At 32.8% G+C, this 24,957-nt stretch carries 19 protein-coding genes and 1 pseudogene; 8 read left to right on the top strand and 12 right to left on the bottom strand.

Annotated elements, in window-relative coordinates; translation table 11 throughout:
• Positions 1-92: 92 nt before the first annotated feature.
• The 5 genes from P5P87_RS07385 to P5P87_RS07365 all read right to left on the bottom strand — a co-directional run bounded on the left by P5P87_RS07385 (position 93) and on the right by P5P87_RS07365 (position 4,183).
• A complete protein-coding gene (locus P5P87_RS07385; protein WP_278022107.1) occupies positions 93-941 on the bottom strand; it encodes a sulfurtransferase in 849 nt (282 codons plus the stop codon).
• Between the two features lie 32 nt (positions 942-973).
• Complete coding sequence (locus tag P5P87_RS07380) at positions 974-1,765, bottom strand: hypothetical protein (protein ID WP_278022106.1); 792 nt, start codon at positions 1,763-1,765, stop codon at positions 974-976.
• 56 nt (positions 1,766-1,821) lie between these two features.
• Entirely contained in the window at positions 1,822-2,670 is an 849-nt protein-coding gene (locus P5P87_RS07375) for a ThuA domain-containing protein (RefSeq protein WP_278022105.1), read from the bottom strand.
• Positions 2,671-2,682: 12 nt separating this feature from the next.
• Positions 2,683-3,072, bottom strand: a complete 390-nt coding sequence (locus P5P87_RS07370) for a DUF1398 domain-containing protein (protein WP_278022104.1) — start codon at positions 3,070-3,072, stop codon at positions 2,683-2,685.
• A gap of 121 nt (positions 3,073-3,193) precedes the next feature.
• Complete coding sequence (locus P5P87_RS07365; RefSeq protein ID WP_278022103.1) at positions 3,194-4,183, bottom strand: alpha/beta fold hydrolase; 990 nt, start codon at positions 4,181-4,183, stop codon at positions 3,194-3,196.
• A gap of 281 nt (positions 4,184-4,464) precedes the next feature.
• Here P5P87_RS07365 and P5P87_RS07360 point away from each other — a divergent pair, with 281 nt between their 5' ends.
• The gene (locus tag P5P87_RS07360; protein WP_278022102.1) at positions 4,465-5,157 is read left to right on the top strand and encodes a hypothetical protein; all 693 of its coding nucleotides are present in this window, start codon (positions 4,465-4,467) and stop codon (positions 5,155-5,157) included.
• An 86-nt stretch (positions 5,158-5,243) separates the two neighbouring features.
• Here the strand turns inward: P5P87_RS07360 and P5P87_RS07355 are convergent, their stop codons facing one another.
• The 7 genes from P5P87_RS07355 to P5P87_RS07325 all read right to left on the bottom strand — a co-directional run bounded on the left by P5P87_RS07355 (position 5,244) and on the right by P5P87_RS07325 (position 10,507).
• Positions 5,244-5,681, bottom strand: a complete 438-nt coding sequence (locus tag P5P87_RS07355) for an acyl-CoA thioesterase (RefSeq protein ID WP_198856162.1) — start codon at positions 5,679-5,681, stop codon at positions 5,244-5,246.
• Between the two features lie 124 nt (positions 5,682-5,805).
• Positions 5,806-6,591: a TlpA family protein disulfide reductase gene (locus P5P87_RS07350; protein ID WP_278022101.1), complete on the bottom strand. Its 786-nt coding sequence runs from the start codon at positions 6,589-6,591 to the stop codon at positions 5,806-5,808.
• A 59-nt stretch (positions 6,592-6,650) separates the two neighbouring features.
• Positions 6,651-7,112, bottom strand: coding sequence for an SRPBCC family protein (locus P5P87_RS07345; protein WP_278022100.1), 462 nt, complete (start codon positions 7,110-7,112; stop codon positions 6,651-6,653).
• A gap of 82 nt (positions 7,113-7,194) precedes the next feature.
• Positions 7,195-7,416, bottom strand: coding sequence for a hypothetical protein (locus P5P87_RS07340; protein ID WP_278022099.1), 222 nt, complete (start codon positions 7,414-7,416; stop codon positions 7,195-7,197).
• A complete protein-coding gene (locus P5P87_RS07335) occupies positions 7,391-7,663 on the bottom strand; it encodes a hypothetical protein (protein ID WP_278022098.1) in 273 nt (90 codons plus the stop codon). The genes P5P87_RS07340 and P5P87_RS07335 overlap by 26 nt, the downstream gene beginning before the upstream one ends.
• A 16-nt stretch (positions 7,664-7,679) precedes the next feature.
• Positions 7,680-8,981 carry a Na+/H+ antiporter gene (locus P5P87_RS07330; protein ID WP_278022097.1) on the bottom strand — a complete coding sequence of 434 codons (1,302 nt, stop codon included), beginning with the start codon at positions 8,979-8,981 and terminating at the stop codon, positions 7,680-7,682.
• Positions 8,982-8,989: 8 nt separating this feature from the next.
• On the bottom strand, positions 8,990-10,507 hold the full coding sequence (locus tag P5P87_RS07325) for a TlpA family protein disulfide reductase (RefSeq protein WP_278022096.1): 1,518 nt from the start codon (positions 10,505-10,507) through the stop codon (positions 8,990-8,992).
• 232 nt (positions 10,508-10,739) lie between these two features.
• Here P5P87_RS07325 and dnaK point away from each other — a divergent pair, with 232 nt between their 5' ends.
• The 7 genes and pseudogenes from dnaK (at position 10,740) to P5P87_RS07290 (ending at position 24,934) form a co-directional block, all read left to right on the top strand.
• On the top strand, positions 10,740-12,623 hold the full coding sequence (dnaK, locus tag P5P87_RS07320) for a molecular chaperone DnaK (protein WP_278022095.1): 1,884 nt from the start codon (positions 10,740-10,742) through the stop codon (positions 12,621-12,623).
• Positions 12,624-12,818: 195 nt separating this feature from the next.
• On the top strand, positions 12,819-13,892 hold the full coding sequence (gene corA / locus P5P87_RS07315) for a magnesium/cobalt transporter CorA (RefSeq protein WP_278022094.1): 1,074 nt from the start codon (positions 12,819-12,821) through the stop codon (positions 13,890-13,892).
• A 42-nt stretch (positions 13,893-13,934) separates the two neighbouring features.
• Positions 13,935-16,029: pseudogene (gene pta / locus P5P87_RS07310) on the top strand (phosphate acetyltransferase).
• 164 nt (positions 16,030-16,193) lie between these two features.
• Complete coding sequence (locus P5P87_RS07305) at positions 16,194-17,378, top strand: acetate/propionate family kinase (protein WP_278022093.1); 1,185 nt, start codon at positions 16,194-16,196, stop codon at positions 17,376-17,378.
• Between the two features lie 96 nt (positions 17,379-17,474).
• The gene (locus P5P87_RS07300) at positions 17,475-20,219 is read left to right on the top strand and encodes a helix-turn-helix and ligand-binding sensor domain-containing protein (protein ID WP_278022092.1); all 2,745 of its coding nucleotides are present in this window, start codon (positions 17,475-17,477) and stop codon (positions 20,217-20,219) included.
• A 244-nt stretch (positions 20,220-20,463) separates the two neighbouring features.
• On the top strand, positions 20,464-23,472 hold the full coding sequence (locus P5P87_RS07295) for a SusC/RagA family TonB-linked outer membrane protein (RefSeq protein WP_278022091.1): 3,009 nt from the start codon (positions 20,464-20,466) through the stop codon (positions 23,470-23,472).
• A gap of 4 nt (positions 23,473-23,476) precedes the next feature.
• Complete coding sequence (locus P5P87_RS07290) at positions 23,477-24,934, top strand: RagB/SusD family nutrient uptake outer membrane protein (protein ID WP_278022090.1); 1,458 nt, start codon at positions 23,477-23,479, stop codon at positions 24,932-24,934.
• The last annotated feature ends 23 nt before the right edge of the window (positions 24,935-24,957 follow it).

Below are 24,957 nucleotides of genomic sequence, written 5' to 3'. Positions count from 1 at the left end.
ATTTGTTGGTTGTATTGTTTTTTGAGCCACAGATTAAAGGATTAAAAAAGATTAATCATTAGAATCTTTTTAATCTGTGGCAAAAAAATATTTTATTCTGTTTTTTGGGTTGCCATTTCGCGGTCATTTCTTGACCATTCGCTCCACGAACCCACATATAATTTCGGAATTGGAAGCCCGGCGTAATCCATTGCTAATAATGTATGGCAAGCTGTAACGCCCGACCCGCAATGAACAATCACATTTTCTGATTTTTTATCCCCAATTACAGCTTTGTATTTTGCGCCTAATTCATTAGCTGATTTAAATAATCCGTTTTCGTCTAAATTTTCAGTTAACGGAACATTGATAGCTCCAGGAATATGTCCAGCAATTAAATCTAGCGGTTCTGTTAAACCATCATATCTGTTTTTATCACGAACATCGATTACTATATTTTGATCGTTTTTTCGAGCCTTTTCGACTTCATCGATATCAGCTAAAAGCAATTTCCATTCTTGAGAAGGATATGTTGTTTGGTCAAAAGTTTCGATGCCAGAATTGGTTGGAAAACCCGCTTGAATTGTCGCTTGATAACCACCATTTAGAACCTGAATTTGTTCATGTCCAATGGCGCGCATCATCCACCAGAAACGAGCAAAGAAATTAGAACCGTTTTTATCATCGTAAACGACAATAAAATCTGTAGGTGAAATTCCTAAAGCAGAAAGTGTTTTTGCGAATTCTTCAGGAGAAGGTAAAGGATGTCTTCCTCCATTTGCAGGGTTTTCTGGAATGGATGCCAAATCATGATTTAAGTCAACAAAACGAGCGCCTTTTAAATGTTCTTTTTGATAGTTTTCAAAAGCATTGGCGCCCGCTCGAGCATCAATTAAGATAATTGAATCTTGAATCTTTAATAGTTCTTCAACGTTTATAATAGATGAAAATGCAACAGACATAATAGAATCTTTTTTATGATTTATTTTCAGTGTTAATCAGCAAATGCTTGGCTGTAAAAAATTAGAAAAGTATTATTTGTTTTATTATACTTCAGACAATCCCAATTGTTGTAAACAGGACTTGTCGAAATACAAAGGGTATTTTCTAAATTTGCTTTGGAAGCTTTTTTTGAAAAACATCCATCTTTCAATAAAAAGTTCTCATCTTTTGAAATATCAGTAATTTTCAGAGGAGATGCCTCTAGGTAGTATCCAGGATTTATTTCAATAGCTTCTTCATTCATAATTAAATTCTCTTGGGCAAATTGATAATCAAGCGTTCCGAAAGAATAATTGCCACAATTATCTAAACCGTTTTCAACTTTTATGTCTTTAAAGAGTTCAGCATATGTATTAGTTGCACCATTAAATAGCAAAAATTTTAGCTTGTTGTTTTTTATATCATAAACTACAAAAACATAATCTTCGCTATTTGTTTGAAACAAGTTGCCTTTCGCAAAAGAAAGCAATTCATAATCAGGGTTTGTTTTGAAAAAATGATTTTGCTTTTCATTTAGCTGTTCTGTCATCTTAGCATTGATTTTAGAAAAAAGCTGTTTTTCAGAAAGTTGTTTTAAACTTTTTCTATTTTCTAAAATTCTGTCTGTAAATTCAGGATTGTCATAGACAGAAATTTGATATTGAGTTGTTTCAGTATCTTTAGGTTTATTTGTTTTGATGCTTTCTTGCGCGATTTCTTTTTTAGTATTAGTTTTTTCTTGCTGTTTGGAGTTGCATGAAAATAAAGCTAGTGAAAGAAGAACGAAAGCAATTTTAATTTTCATAAAAATGGAATATTTTTTAGTTTTATAAAGGTTTAGTTTTTTATTATTTCTGTAATTTATTTTTTCTTCGAATTTCCAAGCCAAAGCAACGCATTCAATATCAATTGGCTTTGTGTTTTGTTTTCAAAAGTGTAGGATAGGGTTTTGTTTGTTCCGCCTTCATAATCAATATCATTATGTCCCATATTTACATACAGCATTTTGTATTTTTTATTGGTCCAAACAACTGGATAATAACCGCTATGCCAAATTTCATGTGCTTTTGGACCTGTTCCTAAAGGAAAACTAGATTCGTCAATAGCCAATAAAATTTCGATATCTGGATTTTTGGTTAAATCGTTCGACCATCTGTACCATTCGTTTGGTGCAGAAGCAAAAGTTTTAGGTAAATTTTTAGTTACAGGATGCTGATTTTCTACTCTTAAAACTGCCGAAGTCGGTTTCCAAGTATTGCTTCCGTATTCGCCAGAACCTAAAAAAGTATTGTGGTACCAGTTCCAATCTTGATTATAGCTCGAATCGTTTAAAGCAAATGCCGAAAAATGAAATCCAATAAATCCGCCTCCATTTTCCATGTATTTTTGGAAAGCTTCACGCTGTTCTTTTTTCTCTGGTCTTGTGTCTAAAAATAAAACGACCTGATATTTTGCCAAAAACTTTGCGTTTAAATTGTCCCAATTGCTTGTAGAATCATATTGAAAATGATTTTCTACAGCTAATTTCGGAAAGTATTTATTGGCTTCGTGTACAAAACTGATATGCGCTTGATCATTTTTGGCAGTATAAAAAGCAATGACTTTAAATTTTGGATTTTCTTTTTTCTTTTGCGAAAAGCTAGAGAAAGAAAGAACTAAAACTAAAAGTAAAATGCTTCTTTTGAAAAGGTTTTGGTTGAAAACAGTCATTCAGTTTGGTGATTAAACAGGAATTTTTTCGATTAAAATTTCATTCTCCGATTTATCAAAATAAGTGCAAGTCATCTCCACAATATCAACACGCCATTTTGCAATTCCAGCTTGTGCACAATGATTGCAGAAAGTCATATAATCGGTTTCGCCATGCTGATGCTTTACCAGATTTTCGATAAAAAGTTCTTTATTAGGAAAATCTGCCACTTTAATTTCGGCGTATTTTTCTTCAGCAACTGCGGTATAATTATTTAAGCCGTAGTAAACTGTGCTTCCGTCATGTACATAAGTATCATATCCTTTTACACCTAATATGATTAGATCCTGAATATAATTTGGAAAATCTTCACCTGATTTTACTTTTGAATGCGCTTCTTTTATTTGTTCTATTGTAAACATATTTATATGATTTTTAAGTTAGGTTTTGCCACGAATTGCACCAATTTACACGAATTTTTTATTTAAAAATTTCGGAAAATTAATTAGTGTCAATTCGCGAAATTCGTGGCAGAAAAAAATATTATTTCAAAAATACGATTAATGATTTTATAAACGAATCAAAAGATTCGATATGTGGCAAATGTCCTGTATTTGGAATTTCTACGAGTTTTGAATTCGGAATTGCTTTCTGTGTCTTTTTGCCTAATTCAGCATAGTTTCCCATCGTTTTTCTCACTTCTTCAGAAACTAATGGCTTTCCTAAAGCTGTTTTATCTCTTGTTCCGATAATTAATAATGTTGGACATTTGATGTTTTTAAATTCATATAAAACAGGTTGTGTGAAAATCATATCGTACAAAAGAGCAGAATTCCAGGCAACGATGTTATAATCTGGAGCAGTTGTCCATCCTGCGCCAAGTTCTGCCCATTTTTGATAATTGGCATTCCATTTTCCGTCATAATAATTTGCCATTTGGTATTGCTTAATGTTTTCGTAATTCTGTTTTAATTCCGACTCATACCACCAATCAACAGGTTTATAAGGAACGACTAATTTCCAGTCTTCTAAACCAATCGGATTTTCTAAAACTAATTTTTCTGTTGTTTCTGGATACATTAACGCAAAACGAGTGGCTAGCATTCCGCCCATAGAATGTCCTAAAATCGTTGTTTTTTGAATTCCTAAATGGTCTAAAAGTTTTTTGGTATTTTCGGCTAATTGCTGAAAAGTGTATTGAAAACTGTCTGGTTTTGTCGACTTTCCAAATCCAATCTGATCGGGAACAATTACTCGAAAACCTTCTTTTGCTAAAGCTTTAATAGTAGTTTCCCAGTAAGCGCCATTAAAATTTTTTCCGTGCAGTAAAACAATATTTTTCTGATTGTAATTTTCTGGAATAATGTCCATATAACTCATTTTCATGTACTGGCGCTGATTGCTCAATTCGATAAAATGAACAGGAAATGGATATTCATAATTACTTAAATTAATGTCCAAGGCTTTTATATTTCCCTGCTGGCCAAAACTTAAGAAAGGAATTAGTATAAATAATAGTTTCAAGATTTTCATTTCAGTAGCGTTTGTTATTAGGAATTATAAAATTAAACCGAAGCATTTTTAAAACAAAGCTTAAAATCTTAAAGTTATCAGAAAAAAGGCATTCAAAATGATTTCATTGTTTTTAGTGTTAATAATCGATATTTTTTTGATTTTTTATCGATTAAATGAAGCCGATTATGAAAATAATGTATTTAGACGAGTAATGTCGCACTTCACGGGAGTTCTTTTATTAACAGGAAAAATGTATGTAATTTAGTATCAGAATGTTGTAAGCCTTAAAAAATAGTATTATGAAGAAGACACTACTTTTGCTCCTGCTCACAGTCCCCACATTTGCCCAAGAACTCAATACTTTTGATTTCGCTGTTATAAACTCAACCTTAATTTCTCCAAATATAGATCTAGATAAAGGCCGGAGTGTCGTTGCCGCAAATCAAGATCAATATTCAGCTTATTTTCAGTATGCTCTTACGATGTGTGAAGATGATATCATTTTTGGCGCAGGAATTGACAAGTCAGAAATCGACCGTACATATGTTGGTTACATCGGAAAAATTTGCGATAAATTTAGAGCTACAATAGGTATTGGATATGTAGATTCTAGAAGCGGTTACGAAGGAACTTTTACAGGTTTTAGTATTTCGTGGCATTTTTCTGAAAACACTTATATTGGCGGAAATCTAGAAAACTTGCATTCGTCGATTATTGATTATGATACTGACGAAAGTTTTGATTATTACAAAAAACTGGTTCCTAAAGTTTTTGGAAGCTACGAAATTATTCCAAATGTAATTGCTTTTGGACAACTGAGTTCAAGAGTAAATGATATTGCTTTAAAATATCAGGTTCGCCGATTTTCTGCTGGAGGATTTTATTCCGGACATTCGGTAGGAGGCATTTTTGGAACTTTAAATATCGGTCGATTTGCAGTTTCTTGCAGTACAACTTTTGAAAGAGTAAACTTTGGGCTAAAGTTTGAATAATCAGAAAAGTTTTAGCTGAAAAAAAATCCCAGAAACAAGATCTAAAATTGTTTCTGGGATTTTTTTATAAGATTGAATATTCTCGTTTATAGTCCGACAAAATCATCACTTTTTGGAAAGATACTCAAAGCTTGAATTGCGATTTCTGGCGTTGGAGAAGCTAGTTTTCTTAGCTTTGTGTCCATCCAAGCGCCATCTACGGTAATCGTTGCGCAAAGTGTATCGTCTTCTCTTCTAAATTCATGAACAATTGACCAGCGAGAAGCATCGGCTTTCATTTTTGAAGTTTTAGTATGAATGAATATTTTATCAGAAAGTTTTAGTTCTTTTCTAAAAATGCATTCTTCTCTAAATAAAACAGGACCAAAACCCTGTGTTTGCATTACTTTTAAAGTTAAACCCAATTCTTCTAGAATTTCGATACGATGCTGGGCACCAAAATCGTAATAAGCGCTGTGTCGAACGTGAAAATTTGGATCAAGATCTGACCAACGAAAAGATATTTCTTTTATAAATGAAGCCATTTTGAATATTGTATTTTATTAAAACCTCGAAATTACGAATAAAAAATAGACGAATTACATAAAATTACTATGCATGCATAATTTTTTTTTGTTTTTGAGATTACAAATATTCTAGTGGAATAATCTATTTAGAAAGCAGTTTTTTGATTTCGCTTGCTATCTTGTCTAAGTTTCCTTCTGCATTTCCTACGGCCACATATTTTATAATTCCGTTTTGATCGATTAAGAAGTTTTTAGGAATTGCATTCATTGCATATTGATTCCAAATCACTTCTTTTGGATCGACGCCGAAATTAAAGTCTAGACCGTCATTCTTTAGCTTTACTACTTTTTTAGCCACCGCAGTTTCAGCTTCACCACTTGAGATTGCTAAAAACACAAAATTATCGTTTTTAAATGGTTCAAGAATTTTTGATGGAATATCATAAAACTCTTGTAAGCACGGTGCGCACCAGGTTGCCCAAAAATTTACTAGTACCACTTTTCCTTTCAAATCAGAAAGTTTTACTTCTTTTCCGTCTACAAGTTTTAGAGTGAAGTCTTTGGCTTGATCGTTTACGTTTAAGATAAATTGTTCTTGTTTGACTTGAGGTTTTTGCTCGGCAGCGGCGGTTTGATTTTTTTTATCGTTTTCGATTTTTTCTTGTTCGGTAAAAACTTCTACGACCACTATAAATTCTCTATCACCAATTTTATCGCCAAACTTTTTTGCTAGAGCATTTCGTTGTTCTTCACTAACACCTTTATTCATTGATTTTACATAACCTTCATTGCCATATTTGATCACTTGATCCATTGTAGCAATTTCGTTGTTGATGATAATAACGGTTTCAGGTTTTTTAGCAACTTTGTTTTGAGCGTAAAAAAGTTGCGTTGCGAATAGTATCGCAAGGAAAATAGTTTTTTTCATGTGATTGATTTTGATTGTTTAATGATTGATGATTATGGTAAATGTAATGAATTATGTTTTCATAAATTCATTTTAGACAATTCAATTTCAAGTTTGTCAAAGTTTTCTTCGTTTTTATCTACAACATAAGGCTTTAGTTTCTGGCATTCTGCCTCAGTTTCAAAAAGCATTTTAAAAACTACTTTGGTCTCATTTTCAGCAAGAGTTTCAAAAGTGGTTAAAATCTGAAAAAGCGGTTTCGAATGGCGTTTCCAAGCAATAAGATTAGGTTTGTCTATTTTTATGAATTCGCATTCATTTTCAAAATTTCCTCTTTCAGGGCCGTGCATGGTAAATTTCCATATTCCGCCTTCGTGAAAATCAAATTCATGAAACGTATTGGTAAAACCTTTTGGTCCCCACCAATTTTTCAAATGTTCTGGATTGCTCCATGCTTTAAAAACAAGTTCTTGCGGAAAATTCAAAATTCGTGTGGTTACGATTTCTGAATTTTGTGTTGTTGTTAGAATATCTGAAGTCATCTCTTTTGATTTTGATTGAATATCAGTGAAATAAGTAAAGTTACATTTATTTTATCAAATGATAATTCAACTTTTTCAAGATTTAAATGGTTTCAAGATTATCCCATTCATATTCTATTTTATTAATTTTCCAGTAATACGGAATTAGAAGCAAAATTTCTAAACGTAAAGAAAAATGACCGTCAGCAGTGCTAAAAGGGAGAATGAATAGTGAAGCAATACATATTGCAATACCAACTATTGCATCTATTTTGGCAATCGTAATGGCATTTGATTTTTCAAACCAAAGCGAGTAGGCGAGCAAATCCTTTTAAAAGCATAACTGCGATAATAAAAAGTCCAATTCCTGAATAAGCTGTATTGGTAGAAAATCCGTAAAGAGATAAATTTACATTTGGAACAAAGAGATTTGTAATAAGCGAAGCTATTGCACCTACACTCATAAGCATAAAAATCCAGCAAAAGATTTTGATCCACCAAGGGAGCAATTTACGTCTTATTATTTCTGGTTTTTCAAATTCGTCAAATTGGCCTTTTAATTCCTGTTCCATCGTTTTTTGAGGTTAGTTAGTCAATATTTGTTTTGGGAGTCTGTTGGTTTAGTTGTTTTTTCTCTTCTATTTGTTTTATTTTTTTAACAATCCATGGCAGTGTTAATCCTTGCCCAATCAGAGTCAATAATACCGTTGCTATAGAAATAAAAATGATGGCATTGCGATGTGGAAACGGAGTTCCATCTTCTAAAAATTTTGGAAGTCCCATAGCAATTGCCAAAGAAACAATGCCTCGCATTCCTGACCAGCTTATAATTAGGCTGTTGCCAAAATCGAGTAGGGCATGCTCACTAATTTTTCGTTTTCCCTTTTTATTGCTTTGAAAGGCTTTCTGCAGATTTTTCTTCTGAAAAAAGACCCTTGTCATTCTGGTTAATAGTGCAACGATTGTAATAACTACAGCGTAACCAATGTAAGGCAAAATCATATCATTCTCTATATCTTCTAGAACATATCTAAAATTGAGTCCGATTAAGATGAAAATTAATCCGTTGAGTAAAAAGATAATAACATCCCAAAGACTTTTGGAGCTGTTTTTTAAGTGGTCAGGAAAAGCTTTACTGCTTAAACGCGCCATTGCCAAACCTAAGAAAACAACTGCTATAACCCCAGAAACGTGTAAATGCTCGGCAACAAGATAGGTGAGAAAAGGCATTAAAAGCATAAAACTCACAACGACATTAATGTTGTTTCTAACTGTTCTAAGTATGATTCCTAATATTTTTCCCATTACTACACCTACCAAAAAACCGCCTCCGAGCAAGAAAACAAACTGAAAAGCGGCTTTCCAGATAATGAATGCTGAACCCATTGCGGTTGCAACTGCAAAGCGATAAGCAACAAGAGCAGAAGCATCATTAATAAGACTTTCGCCTTCTAATATTGTAAGTGTTTTTTCGGGTATGCCAAGACCTTTTGTAATATTTACAGCCGCAACAGCATCTGTGGCAGAAAGAATAGCTCCAAGTACAAAAGACAAAGGCCATGTCATGCCTGGAATCATGTAATGAGAAACAACCGCAATCCAGAATGTAGTAAGAAATACTAACGGAATCGCTAAAGTGCTGATTGTGCTTAAATTTGTTTTAAAATGTTTAGGAGAAATATTAAAAGAAGCATCATAAAGCAATGGAGGAAGAAAAATCAAGAAAATAATTTCTGGATTAATTTCGATTTCATTCATTGTTGGAATAAAACCAATTCCAACTCCGACAATAACAAGAAGAATCGGGTAGGGAAGTTTTGATTTTTCTGCAAACGCAGAAAGACCAATTACAATGGCTAATATGAAAATGATGATGGTGTAGTTTTCCATTCTGGTATTTAATTGTTGTTTAGCTGTTTTTCTAAATTTTCTATTTCAGATGGGCCGCTAATATTTTTCTTTATAATATCTCCGGTTTCGTTTGTCAAAAAATGCCATGGAATTCCCATAGACTGATTACCATATAGGCTTCTTAAATTGGCGTCTAATTTTTCATTTGCCCTAATGTGATATCCTTCTAAATTATAAAAATGAATCATTTCTTTCCATTGTTTTTCTCTACTTTCTTTATCGATAGAGATATAAACCATCGTTATATTCTTTGATTTTAACAATTGGTAAAGTTTCGCATTGTCTTTAAATTCGGCTTTACAAGGACCACACCATGTCGCCCAAATATCAATGTAATATTGTTTTCCGTTTAGACTTTTTATAACATCATTTACAGAGTTAAGGTGTGAAGCATTGTTTACGAATTTAACTTTTTCATTTAATGGTTCCGCCTGTTTATTTTGAAAGGCAATAATTGGTATAATAACGGGTTCCAAAAAGGGCGTATACGAACTTGAAGGATATTCTTTTTTGAATAGATCGAAAAGAGTAATTAATTCTTTTTCGTAATTATTGTTTATCGCTTCATAATAAATGTAGGCGGCAAAGTAATATTCTAACTGAAGTCCTGACAAATATTTTTTTGCATTGTCTATGTTATGTGTATGAATCTGGCCTTTTTTATGAAATTCAGCTAATATTTTAGGATCTGTTTTTTCAAGAATTAATTCGTTGTAACGAAGAAAATTTTCGACATAAAAATAAAACCATGGTGAACTTAAAAGCTCAGGATTTGTAACAGGATTTGATTGGAAAATTTCTTTCCACATTTTAGTAAATTGTTCGTTGGAAAGTTTGTTTTTGTTTTCTGCCACAAACAAATAGTTAATAAAAGCGAGACTTCCTTGTATTCCCTTATGAAAATAATCTCGGTCTATTTCTACGAGATGATAAAAATCTTTTGAAATTACTTTTTCTTTAAGAAGCTTTTTAAATCCTGCCATTTCAGCTTCTTTGCTTTGCTCTATTTTTTGTTCTATTTCTGAAGGAATACTGTCTTGCAGATATTTTTTTGTTTCGAGTTCAAAATGTCCGCCTACAATCATGCTTCGATTTGGAATTTGATTGTAAAGCACCTGACCTTTTTGGTTTGGAGATTCTACTGCAAATTTGTTTTCAGAATTCTCAGTATTAATGGTGACTTTATAAACCATACCTGGCTCTGCAATTAGAGTTCCGTAAGATTTGTAACTGTTGGATAAATCAATAAAAGAAGTTTTATCTAATGGGATAATAATTTGAAAATTGCCATTTGGATCGATTTGGGCTGAATCTGTAAATCCGAAATAATCGATTCCGTGAATTGGTAAGGTATATTCAATTATGTCTGGAATTTTTCCTGTGATTTTTCCTGTGATTTGAATGCTGTTTTTTGTCTGGCAAATGGCCAATCCAGAAAACAGAAGAAATAAGACTAAAGGGAACCATTTCATTTTTTCAATATAAGAATTTTTAAAATGTCTCAAATATATATTTTTTGAAAGAAATTAAGAAGTATAATTTGGTTAATAAGTAAATAATGACATGTAAAACAACGATATGCCATACATGTCAGGCGACGAAAATGTCATGTTGTCAGATAGATTTTAGGGCGCTGACGCTAAAACTGACAATTTTATTTAGTTTTTTATATTGGCACAAAGATTGACTTATGCCACCTGAGTTATTAAAATAAAATCAAAATTAAATATATAAAAAATGGGTAAAATAATCGGAATTGACTTAGGTACGACGAACTCTTGTGTTTCTGTAATGGAAGGTAACGAAGCAGTTGTTATCCCTAACGCAGAAGGAAAAAGAACTACACCATCTATCATCGCTTTTGTTGAAGGTGGAGAAATTAAAGTAGGTGATCCTGCAAAAAGACAAGCAGTAACGAATCCTACAAAAACGATTGCTTCTATTAAACGTTTTATGGGACACACTTTTGCTGAAACTGAAAATGAAGCAAAAAGAGTTCCTTACAAAGTAGTAAAAGGTGACAACAATACTCCACGTGTGGATATTGACGGTCGTTTATACACTGCTCAAGAATTGTCTGCAATGACACTTCAAAAAATGAAAAAAACTGCTGAAGACTATTTAGGTCAAACAGTAACTGAGGCAGTTATTACAGTTCCTGCATACTTTAACGATGCGCAACGTCAAGCTACAAAAGAAGCTGGAGAGATTGCTGGTCTTAAAGTTATGCGTATCATCAACGAGCCAACTGCTGCTGCACTTGCTTACGGATTAGATAAAAAAGGAAATGATCAAAAAATTGCTGTTTACGATTTAGGTGGAGGTACTTTTGATATCTCTGTTCTTGAATTAGGAGACGGTGTATTTGAAGTATTATCTACAAATGGTGATACTCACTTAGGTGGTGATGACTTTGACCAAGTTATTATTGACTGGTTAGCTGACGAATTCAAAACTGAAGAAGGTATTGATTTACGTTTAGATCCAATGTCATTACAGCGTTTGAAAGAAGTCGCTGAGAAAGCTAAGATTGAATTATCATCTTCTGCTGAAACAGAAATCAACTTACCATACGTAACTGCTACTGCTTCTGGACCAAAACACTTAGTTAAAAAATTAACAAGAGCTAAATTTGAGCAATTATCTGATTCTTTAGTAAAACGTTCTATGGAGCCAGTTGCTAAAGCATTAAAAGATGCAGGTTTATCTACATCTGATATCGACGAAGTAATCCTTGTAGGAGGTTCTACTCGTATGCCAAGAATTGCTGACGAAGTTGAAAAATTCTTCGGTAAAAAAGCATCTAAAGGTGTTAACCCTGATGAGGTTGTTGCTATTGGAGCTGCTATTCAAGGTGGAGTTTTATCTGGAGATGTAAAAGATGTATTGTTACTTGACGTAACACCTCTTTCTTTAGGTATCGAAACTATGGGTGGTGTATTGACTAAATTAATCGAGTCTAACACAACTATCCCAACTAAAAAATCTCAAGTATTCTCTACTGTCGCTGATTCTCAACCATCTGTTGAAATCCACGTATTACAAGGAGAAAGAGCTATGGCTGCTGATAACAAAACTATCGGTCGTTTCCACTTAGACGGTATTCCACCAGCACCAAGAGGAGTTCCTCAAATCGAAGTAACTTTCGATATCGATGCTAATGGTATCATCAAAGTTTCAGCAACTGATAAAGGAACTGGAAAATCTCACGATATCCGTATCGAAGCTTCTTCTGGATTAACAGCTGAAGAAATCGAAAAAATGAAAAAAGACGCTGAAGCTAATGCTGATGCTGACAGAATTGCAAAAGAAAGAGCTGAGAAATTGAACGAAGCTGACAGTACTATTTTCCAAACTGAAAGTCAATTGAAAGAATTGGGAGATAAATTGACAGATGAGCAAAAAACAGCTATCGAATATGCTTTAACTGAATTGAGAATGGCTCACCAATCTCAAGATCTTGATGCAATCCAAAAAGGATTAGACAATGTTAATGCAGCTTGGAAAACAGCTACAGAAGCAATGTACGCTCAAGGTGGTGAAGGTCAACAAGCTGCTCCACAACAAGAGCAGTCTTCTGGAGATAACGTTGAAGACGTTGAATTCGAAGAGGTAAAATAAATTACTCCGTAAAGACGTATTGCGTCTTTACAATTGAATATGAAAACCGAGTCAGAAATGGCTCGGTTTTTTTGTTTGTATCAATTATGTAGAAATGCACCACAGTTCGTTTAAATATAGGTTTTTCACAAACTGATAATTGTCATTTCCTGTTCGGAATCTTTTTCGTAATATTACTATTGTAAATTTTCATGAATGAGAAAGATCAAATACAAGAAAGGACGCAAGCTGCAACACATTACTTTAGAGTATACAGGCTCACATAAAGAGCATGAGACCGAAATGCGACTTTTTGTATACGATGATGCCGATGTTATTGAATACGATAAGTTTACCGTCTTGGCTCTAAATTCTTGTTTTGATTATACTAAAAACAATTGGTTAAATATTCATGGCTTAAATGACATTAATCTTATTAAAACGATTGGTGCTCATTTTAAACTTGATGATTTTCTTTTAGCCGATATATTAAATACCACCAAAAGAACCAAGCTAGAAGAACAGCAAAACGTTTTATTCTTCAATATAAAATCACTTTTACCTTCTGAGTATTCGGACAATCTTAGTGTCGAACAAATCAGTTTTATTTTGAAAGATGGACTTCTAATCTCTTTTCAAGAAAAACGAAGCGATTTTTTTACGCATATCAGAGAGCGTCTTCGCACACACGCAGGAATTGTTAGAACTAAAAAAGTAGATTATCTCCTTTATTTATTGCTTGATGCTGTAATGGAAAACTTCTACATTACGATTGAAGATGAAGAAGATAAAATCGAAGAATTAATTAATCAGGCTAAAAAAGGAGCACATCCTGTTATTCTTGAAAAAATTGAAAACCATCGTGATAATTTTAATTTTTTAAAACGTTCCATTGTGCCACTTAGAGATTCCTTATATTATTTAAAAACAATTAAAGATGATGACGAATCAAACGGCTTAATTCAGAAAGAAACATTTAATTTCTTTATTAGACTGCATCAAAAAAGTCTGGAACTTTTAGAACAGATAGAATCGGATATGAGTGCATTAGAAAGTGCCTCAAACTTTTATTTCTCGGAGCAAAGCCGAAAAATGAATGAAATCATGAAAACGCTGACCATAATTTCGGCCATATTTATTCCGCTTACTTTTATTGTTGGAGTGTACGGAATGAACTTTGAAAACATGCCGGAACTCAAAACCCAAAATGGCTATTTTGTAGTCATGGGGATTATGCTTTTGCTTGTAATAGGATTGATAATCTATTTCAAGAAAAGACGCTGGTTTTAGAATTTTACATTTAAAATACATATAGTTTCAAAAATATAAATTATGAGTAAAGCAATATATATAGCCACTAGCGACCATAATAGTGGTAAATCAATTATTACACTCGGATTAATGAGTATTCTGATTGGTAAAACGGCCAAAGTAGGGTATTTTAGACCTATAATAGAAGATTTTGTTGATGGAGAAGTAGATAATCATATCGAAACAGTTTTATCCTATTTTAACCTAGATATTGAGTTTGATGATGCTTATGCCATTACCAAAAGCAGATTGATTAAGAAAAAGAATAAAGGAAAAATAGGAGAAGTTTTAGACACCATTATCGAGAAATACAAAAAACTCGAAGAACGTTTCGATTTTGTTTTGGTTGAAGGAACTAGCTTTACGGGTGAAGGAACTTCAATCGAATTAGATTTAAATGTTTTAATTGCAAAAAACCTTGGAATTCCAACTATAATTGTAGGTTCTGGAGTTGGTAAAACCTTAGAAGAGCTTTTAGACAGTTTGTATTTGGTTTATGATTCTTTTAAAGTAAAAGAAGTTGAGGTTTTATCGGTTTTTGCTAATAAAGTGCAACCAGAAAATATAGAGTTGGTTACCAGTAGTTTGCAAAAAAGTTTACCATCAAATGTGCTGGTTAATACAATTCCGTTGATATCGAGCCTTAATAACCCAACAATGCAGGAGATTGTACACGAATTGAATGCTAAAGTTTTATTTGGAGAAAATTATCTCAATAACGAAATTGGGCATTACAGTGTTGGAGCGATGCAATTGCACAATTATTTAGTGCATTTGCATGACAATGCTTTAGTTATTACTCCAGGAGATCGTTCAGATATTATTTTAGGAGCTTTACAAGCAAATGAATCGGCAAATTACCCGACGATTTCAGGAATTATTCTAACAGGAAATATTGTTCCAGAAGAAAGTATTTTAAAGCTTATTGATGGACTTTCTCCTATTGTGCCAATTATTGCTGTTGATGGGGGAACTTACCATATTACCAATAAAATTGGTTCGATTAAATCGGAGATTTACGCTAACAATACACACAAAATTGAAACATCAATTAATACTTTTGAAAAGTATGTTGAAATTGAAGCTTTATCGCAAAGAGTAATTACTTTTCAGCCAGAAGGTATGACTCCAAAAATGTTTCAGTACAACATGGTTAAAAGAGCCAAACAGCATAGAAAACATATCGTATTGCCAGAAGGAAATGATGATAGAATTATTACTGCAAGCATCAAGATTGTTAGACATGGATGTGGTTGATATTTCTATTATTGGAGACAAAAAACAAATCGAAAGTAAAGTTGCAGAACTCGGAATTACATTTGATTTTTCTAAAGTAAATATCATCAATCCGATAGAATCTGAAATGTATGAGGATTATGCTAATACGTATTATGAGCTTAGAAAAGCTAAAAACGTAAGTATTACAATGGCAAGAGATTTAATGGAAGATGTATCATATTTTGGAACCATGATGGTATACAAAGGTCACGCAGACGGAATGGTTTCTGGTGCAGCGCATACAACGCAACATACTATATTACCAGCCTTGCAATTCATCAAAACAAAACCCAATTCTTCTGTAGTTTCTTCTGTATTTTTTATGTGTTTAGAAGACCGAGTTTCTGTTTTTGGAGACTGTGCCATTAATCCAAACCCAACAGCAGAGCAATTGGCAGAAATTGCGATCTCTTCTGCAGAATCAAGTTTAGCTTTCGGAATTGAACCAAAAATAGCAATGCTTTCTTATTCTTCTGGATCTTCAGGAAAAGGAGATGAGGTTGATAAAGTAAGAACGGCTACAGCAATTGTAAAAGAAAAAAGACCTGATTTAAAAATTGAAGGACCAATTCAGTACGATGCAGCAGTTGATTTAAGCGTAGGAAAGAGCAAAATGCCAGATTCTGAGGTTGCAGGGCAAGCCAGCGTATTAATTTTCCCAGATTTGAATACAGGAAATAACACCTACAAAGCTGTTCAAAGAGAAACTGGAGCTTTGGCAATTGGGCCAATGCTACAAGGTTTGAACAAACCTGTAAACGATTTAAGCCGTGGCTGTACAGTTGATGATATTATCAATACAGTGGTAATTACCGCGATTCAAGCACAAGGAATGTAAATAATTGTGAATTGCTAATGGTAAATTATGAATTATAATTTGCTTTAAAAATTGCCTTTATTTCAATTTTAATTCATGACATTAAAAATATAAAATAAAAAGTTTTGAGTCTTTAAAAAAACTCAGCACCTTAGAAACTTAGCATCTTAGAATCTTTAAAAAAAATGAAAATACTAATTATAAACTCAGGAAGTTCTTCAATTAAATACCAATTAATGATAATGCCAGAAAACGAAGTAATTTGTTCTGGAATGATTGATAGAATTGGCTTAGAAACTTCGAATATAACTTTTAAAACAGCAACAGCTTCAATTGAAGAAACACTTCCAATTTCGAATCATAAAGTAGGTTTACAGAAAGTAGCTAATATGCTTTTGGATCCTGAAAAAGGAGTAATTAAATCGACTTCGGAAATTTCGGCTGTTGGGCATCGTGTTGTACATGGCGGAAGTGATTTTAGCGCAACAGTAAAAATCAATGACAAAGTAAAAGAAAAAATCAAACAGCTTTTTGAATTGGCACCTTTGCACAATCCTGCCAATTTAGAAGGAATTAATGTCGCAGAAGAAATTTTCAGTTCTGCAGAACAAATTGCTGTTTTTGACACCGCTTTTCATCAGACTATGCCAGAAGTAGCATATAAATATGCAATTCCGAATTATCTTTTAACAGAAAATAAAGTACGTGTTTATGGTTTTCATGGAACGAGCCATAAATATGTGTCTGAAAAAGCAATTAATTATTTAAAAGATAATTCTAAAATAATTACCATTCACTTAGGAAATGGTTGCAGCATGGCCGCTATTAAAGACGGAAAATGTATTGATACTTCAATGGGATTCTCGCCATCAAACGGTTTAATTATGGGAACGCGTGCTGGAGATATTGATCAATCTGTTATTTTTTATATGATTAAAAATTTAGGATATACTCCAGATGAAGTAAATGCTGTTTTGCTGAAACAAAGTGGAATGCTTGGACTTACTGGTTACAGTGATTTGCGAGATATTGAAGCAGAAGCAGAAAAAGGAAATAAAGACTGCCAGCTGGCATTAAAAATGAATGCTTATAGAATTAAAAAGACTATTGGTGCATACGCAGCAGCTTTGAACGGATTGGATGCAATTGTTTTCACGGCAGGAATTGGCGAAAATTCGTCATTTATGCGTAATCTAATTTGTACCGACATGGATTATTTCGGAATTGAAATTGATACAACAAAAAATCAAATTCGTTCTAAAGAATTAAGAGAAATCAATTCAGATAAATCGACCGTGAAAGTTTTGGTCGTTCCAACTGACGAAGAATACGAAATTGCAAATCAGGTTTATCAGCTACTTGAAAATTAGAATAAAAATACCATCAAAAGAAACTCCTCAAGCTTGAGGAGTTTTTTTTGTCCTAAAAATGAATATTGAGTATCTTTGGGTTTAAAAACGAATATCTTGAAATCGATACTTTTTAAATCAGTTTTCTTCTTTTTCATCGCTTTACAACTTCAGGCTCAAGAATTACTTCCATTTGTCGAAAATTACAGCAAATCAGATTATCAGGGAGATAATCAAATCTGGAATGTGGCTCAAGGAAATGATAATGCGATGTACTTTGCAAATAATCACTATTTGCTTCGTTACGACGGAGTAAAATGGGAAAAATATACACTGCCAAACAAAACCATTATTAGATCTATTCTTATTGAAGGAGATAAAATCTATTCTGGTTCTTATAAAGAATTTGGCTATTGGTATCGAAAAGATGGAACAATGCATTATGTTTCTATTACCAAAAACCTCAGATTATTTGATGAAAAAGACAACGAAGAAATCTGGAAAATATTCAGATTCAAAGGTTCTCTTTATTTTCAGTCTTTTAATGATGTTTTTATTTATGATGGAAAAACAATTAAGAAAATTAAATTTCCGTTTCTTATTTCCTATTGTTTTGGTGTAGATAACAATTTATATGTTGCTTCTGTTAAAGACGGAATTTATAAAATGAATGGCAAACATATTGCAAATCCAAAGGGATGGAATGTTTTAAAAAATACAGTTGTTCATGCTATAGAAAAATATAAAAATGAGACTTACATCTTTACACAGAAAAAGGGAGTTTTTATTGTAGAAAAGAATGGATTAAAAAGTTGGGATCGTCCGATAAACGAAACTTTAAAATCGGCTACAATTAATGTGGCTAAGTTTGTTAAGAACGAAAAGTTAATTATTGGAACCGGAAATCGCGGAATTTTCATTTTAGATCTAAAAAATAATTCCTTTAAAAATATTGAGCGCGACAATGTTCTAATGAATAATTCAGTCTTAAGTTTAGGATTGGATAAAGAAAATGATTTGTGGGTTGGTTTAGATAATGGTATTGCGCACGTTGAGGTTAATTCTCCTATTTCTTTCTTTTACGATAATTCGGGTATTTTAGGATCGGTCTATGCGGTGGCATCTATTAATAAAGGCTATTTAATTGCTTCAAATCACGGTATTTTTGAATACAGTGCTGGAAAATTTAATATGATGCCCAATACGCAAGGGCAAGGCTGGAATATTTCTCAAATTGACGGAAAATATATTATTGGTCATAACGACGGTACTTTTTCGTATGAAAATAATACTTTGACCAAAATAAACGGAGTTAGCGGAGGATGGAATATGTCTAAAAGCAGTATTAATGATACTTATTTTCAGTCTACCTATAGCGGAATTTTGGTTTACGATGATCCTTCTAATATGTCTCATTATAAAATCATAAAAGATCTTGCCAAACCAATAAAATATGTTGCTCAAAACAAAAAAAATGAAATTTGGGCAGCCGATAATTACCGTGGTTTATATCGCGTTTCGTTAGATGACAACTATAATACTCTAAAAGTTGAAAATGTCACGCAGCAGAGTAAGATGCAAAATGATTTTGGTATAAAGATTTTTGAGTTTAGAAAAGAAATACTCTTTCTTATTAATAATTCTTGGTATACCTACAATTCTTTATCTGCTAAATTGGAAGAAAACGAATTGTTTAATACAAATTTTAAAAATGTGACCGATGTCGTTTCTATAGACGACGATCATTTTATGGTTTTGCAAAATGGAATCTTGTATCATATTTATGCGCAAGGCAACAAGTTTGTTTGGAATATCATTCAAGAGAAATATTACAAAGGGAAATTGATTAATGAGAATCTAAGAATTTTCAAGAAAGGCAATTATTATTTGTTTAATCTAGATGACGGATTTGTTTCTCTTAAACTTCAATATGAAAATAGACAAAACTCAGAAGTAAAAATTGAAGCATTTAGTAATGACGTTTTAGTTCCAATTGATGAGAAAATAAAATTCAATACAGAATTAAAGATTAATGTCATTTCTGGAATTTATGGAGCTAGTAAACCAAATTTATTTTATAAGCTAGATAAAGAAAAAGATTTTCTCCCAATTTCTGACGGATTGATTGTTTTAAATAATTTAAACAGCGGTTATCATACAGTAGAAATATTCAAACATGATGGAGCAACTTATGACAAAGTTTCATTTTACAAATTTAAAGTTGCCGAACCTTGGTATTTTTCTTTTTGGATGATTCTACTGTACCTTCTTATTATCGGAACTGTTTTGTTTTTCTATTATAAGTGGAATAAACTTCGTTATATGCAAAAATTAAAATTGCAGGCTGAAGAATTAAAACATCAGAGAGAAATTCTTGAAATGGAGTTAAAGAAAGAAAATGAACTCAACATTCAAGAATATGAGAAACACATCTTAGAATTAGAATTGCAAGCAAAATCTTCAGAAGTAGCGGGCAAATCATTGTCGATCGCCAAGCAAACGGAAATGATTGATAAAATTCAAGGCATTTTGGAAACGGAAAAAGATTTTGGCAAACTTAAAAACGAAATTAGAAAAGCAATTAAGATTAATGAAGTGAATAAACATGAATGGGAAACTTTTGAAACCAATTTGAACCAAATTCACAATGAATTTATTATTAATCTTTCTAAAAAATATCCTCAATTAACTCCTAAGGATATAAAACTGTGTGTTTATCTTAAAATGAATCTTTCCTCTAAGGAAATTGCTCCAATGATGAATATCTCTTTTAGAGGCGTAGAATTGCATAGATATCGCCTTAGAAAGAAGCTAAACCTCACACAGGACGAAAATCTGTCAAAGTTTTTATTAAGTCTGTAAGATTTGGTTTTGTTTTTTACAGATTTTATATTTTTCAATATCATTTTTTATATAATTGCGATACATCATTACTACATCATAACGATATGTTAAAGAATTTTTGTTAACATTTATAGTGCTGATAATCATTAAGGTAAAGTTAAAATTTAACACAGTGATGTAGCTATGCTGTAGTGTTATTTGATGTACTACAACGTTGTAATTGCTTAATTTGGCTCTACTAACTTAAACGATTACGTACTGTATGAAAAATTTTATTTTTAGCTTTTTAGCTCTCTTGCTATTGCCTACATATATGATGGGGCAAACGCAAGCAATCAAAGGAAAAGTAGTTGACAGTAATGGAATGGGAGTTCCAGGAGCAATAATTGCTTCAGCTGACGCTAGGGCAACTGCAGACGCAGATTTCGACGGAAACTTTACAATTAATGCAAAACCTGGAGATATTCTAAAAGTCTCTATGTTGGGTTTTGATTCAGTTTCTGTACCAGCTACTGCCGCAACAATGACTATTACTTTAAAAGAAGCAGGAGATACTGCCTTAAAAGAAGTAGTTGTAATTGGGTACGGTACTAGAAAGAAAATTGATAATACTTCGGCGGTTAGCTCAATTAAGTCCGAAGAAATTACCAAAATGAAAGTAATGAATGCTTCTCAAGCTATTCAAGGAAAAGCTGCTGGGGTTCAGGTATCTACCTCAGATGCGCCAGGAAGTACTCCATCAGTTGTGATCAGGGGAGCAGGTACTGCATTAGGAGGAAGAAATCCTTTATATGTAGTAGATGGTATGCCAACTGATAACATCAATAACATTAATACTAATGATATTACATCTTACGAAGTATTAAAAGATGCTTCTTCATTAGCTATTTATGGTACTAGAGGTGCAAATGGTGTAATTATGATTACAACCAAAGCAGGAAAAGGAAAACTTACTGTAGATGTCGAAAGTTTTGCAGGAGTTAGATCTCCGTTAAAAACTGTAAAAATGGCAAATGCTGATGAGTATGTTCGTTACAGTAACGCCGCTTATAGTAACGATTTTCCACAAGGTAGATTCTCTGCTAATCAACCGTATAACACAAATTGGTTAGACGCAATTACAAGAACAGGGTCTTACACTCAGAACAATATTTCTGTTTCAGGTTCTTCAGAAAATGTAAAATACTTTTTCAGTCTTGGAAATTATGAAGAAAAAGGAATTTTAAACGGATCTGATTATGGACGTACTACTTTTAGAAATAACAATGAGTTCAAGCTTTCAGAAAAAGTTAAATTAACTCAAAATTTTAGTGTAAGTAATATTAAAAATACGCCAATGCCTTTGAGCGCATTTACAAATGCTTACAGACAATCACCATTAGTTCCTGTTCGTTATGCGGATGGTAAGTATGGAGTACCATTTATTTCAAACGGAGTAGTATCTGAAACGGGTACATCTTTTAATAATGTTGGAAATCCAGTGGCTCAATTAGATTATACAAATGAACAGCAAAAATCGGTTACTTTGCAAGGAGGATTAAAATTAGATTGGGATATTCTTAAATCTTTAAAATTCACATCACAATTTAATGGAGAGTATTATACTTACAAACAGTATAATTATGTAGATAATGTGGCTCTTTGGTTATCGGCAGATCCTACTCGTACAGTAGAAAAATATCCTTTAGATTTAAATAAAAATACTTTGACCAGAAGCAGAGATGAGTATTTTAATTGGAATTTATCAAACTATTTAACTTATAATAAGGTTTTTGCAGAAATTCATGATGTAGAAGTTACAGCAGGTATTGAGGCGAATGTTCAAGGTACAAGAGAAAAGTTAACGATTGACAGAAAAAATGTAAATCCAAATTCTAATTATTGGTCTTTGAAAGATGTTAACAATGTAGCTGATGTAACAGGTTATAAAGATGAAGCACTTAATCAAAGAAGATTGGCATCTTATTTTGCTCGTTTTCAATATAAATTAATGGATAAATATTTGCTTACTGGTACAGTGAGACGTGACGGTTCATCACAATTTAGTGAAGACAATCGTTGGGGAACATTTCCTTCTGTTGGTTTAGGATGGATTATTTCAAAAGAAAGCTTCTTAAGTAATGTAGAGCCAATTAATTTATTAAAACTTAGAGGATCTTGGGGTAGATTAGGGAATCAAAATGTACCTCTTAATACTCAAGTATTCACTTCAGGGGTAGATTATCCAGATCTTGGTTCAGGTACTACAATTAATTCTCAGGTTGATCCTAATTTATCATGGGAGATTGTGGAAGAACTTTCAGGAGGTTTTGATTTTGAAATGTTTAATAGCAGATTAAAAGGATCTTTTGATTTGTATGATAAAAATACAACAAACACAATTTTGAATGTTAAACCATATTCAACTTCAGGAATTACATTAGCTACTCCTGCACATGTTGGTGAAGTGTCTAACAAAGGTTATGAAATTGCATTGCGTTGGGATGATAAAATCAATGATAATTTAAGCTATTGGGTTGGTGGGAATTTCTCTCATAATAAAAATGAACTTACGAGTCTTAAAAATGTTCAGCTAAATCCAATTATTGGAGGAAGTTTAGGGAATGGTCAAAATACCAAAATTTTGGATAATACATCAGTAGGTCAACCATTAGGTAGCTTTTATATGTATGAGTACGCAGGAGTTGATCCAACAAATGGTCAAATGCTGTATTACAAAGCTGATGGTTCTAAAGTTCCTCAGACTGGCTTAGATGAACTTAAAGATAAAAAATATGTAGGTTCTCTTTTACCAACTTCTACTTATGGAGTTACTTTAGGATTGACATACAAAAACATTGACTTTTCTGTTGATGGTTACGGAACAGGAGGAGCAAAAGTATATAATGGAAAAAAAGCACAAAGATTTGGAGGAGAAAATGTAGAAGCTTCTATGGCTAATGGTTTTTGGACACCTACAAATACTACATCTTCAATTCCAGCGCCTTCAAACTTGACTCCTTACGCTTCAACGTATTACTTAGAGTCTGCTGATTTCTTTAGAATAAATAACATCACTTTAGGATATAAACTTCCAATAAAAGAGAACAACTTTATTAGCTATTGCAGATTATATGTAAACGCAATTAACCCATTTATTACACAAAAATTCTCTGGATTCTCTCCAGATGTAGTGTCTGATGGTAAATTAGTTGAAGGTACTCAGGGTGTTGAGCTAGATGCATACCCATCATTGAGATCATTTGTTGTAGGTGCAAATTTAAAATTTTAATATCATGAAAAGAATATATATATCAATGTTTGTACTTTCTGGATTATTCTTATCTGGATGTTCAAATGATTTTTTGGATGTAGAGCCAACAGAGTCTATTCCTGCTGACCCAACTTTGGTAAATAGTGATGCTGGAGCTTCAAGTTTTGTAACAGCAATTTACAATCAATTTTTAGGCTGGGATATGTCTTCTTTTGGTTGGAATGCAGTTACAAGTATCATTAGCGATGATGCTGATAAAGGCTCTGATCCCGGAGATGCTGGTGGAGATAAAGATATTATGGATGCTTTAACATATAATGCTTCAACTCCGTCATTTCAGTCTACGTGGAATGCAAATTATGCTGGAATTAATAGATGTAATCAGGCTTTGGCTATATTTCCTAAGTTAGATCAGGTAACGCCTAGTTTAAAAGTTAGGTTAGAAGGAGAAGCTAAATTTATGAGAGCGTTTATGTACTTTACTTTAGTTAAAGGATACGGCGGAGTTCCTATTGTAGATCATTTGCCAATTCCTGGAAATGACTCAGACAGAATTATGCAATTAACCCGTAAAACTCCTGCAGAAGTTTATGCTTTTATAGAAAAAGACCTAACAGATGCTATTGCGAATTTACCAGAAAAATCGGCATACACTGGTAAAGATGTCGTAAGAGCTTCTAAAGGAGCAGCATATGCTTTATTAGCAAAAGTTAATCTATATCAAAAAAATTGGCAAAAAGTAATTGACAATTGCGATAAAGTAACTGGTTATTCTTTAGTTTCTGATTATTCTTTGCAATATAAAAAAGAAGGAGAATTTGGTCCAGAATCTATTTTTGAGATTGATGGGATTGGAGGAACTTCTAGCCCTGGATTTGGAATTGGAAATTACACTGTTTCTCAAGCGCCACGTGGTGCCGGAGGATGGGGTTGGGGATTCAATACACCAACTAAAGGCTTAGCAGACGCTTACGAGGCAGGAGACGTTAGAAGAGTCACTACAATTATTTTCAGAGGTTCAGTTTTGTATGATGGTAGAGAAGTTCCATCTACGGTAGCGAATGCAAGATATAATTATAAAGCATATTCATCATCTTTTTATAACCAAGAATTTACAGATACAAATCTTAGATATTTAAGATATGCTGAGGTTATACTAATGAAAGCTGAAGCATTAAACGAATTAGGAGAAACAGCAGCAGCAATTCCTTTAGTAAATCAAATTCGTCATAGAGCAGGTTTAGGAGATACTCCTTTTACTTCTCAAACTGATATTAGAAAAGCAATTTATAAAGAAAGAAGATTAGAATTTGCTTTTGAGCACGACAGATGGTTTGATATCGTTAGAACAGGACAAGCAGAAGCGGCTATGGCAGCAGATGGTAAAACTTTTATAGTTGGAAAACATGAATTATGGCCTCTTCCAACTACATTTATGAGAGAAGCAGGAACACTTTCACAGCAAAACCCTGGTTATTAATCAAAATCTTAAGAATCACTTCC

Source organism: Flavobacterium ginsengisoli (assembly GCF_029625315.1).
Taxonomy (GTDB): domain Bacteria; phylum Bacteroidota; class Bacteroidia; order Flavobacteriales; family Flavobacteriaceae; genus Flavobacterium; species Flavobacterium ginsengisoli.
Note: the sequence above shows the minus strand (reverse complement) of the source record. Positions and strands in the feature narration are given on the sequence as shown.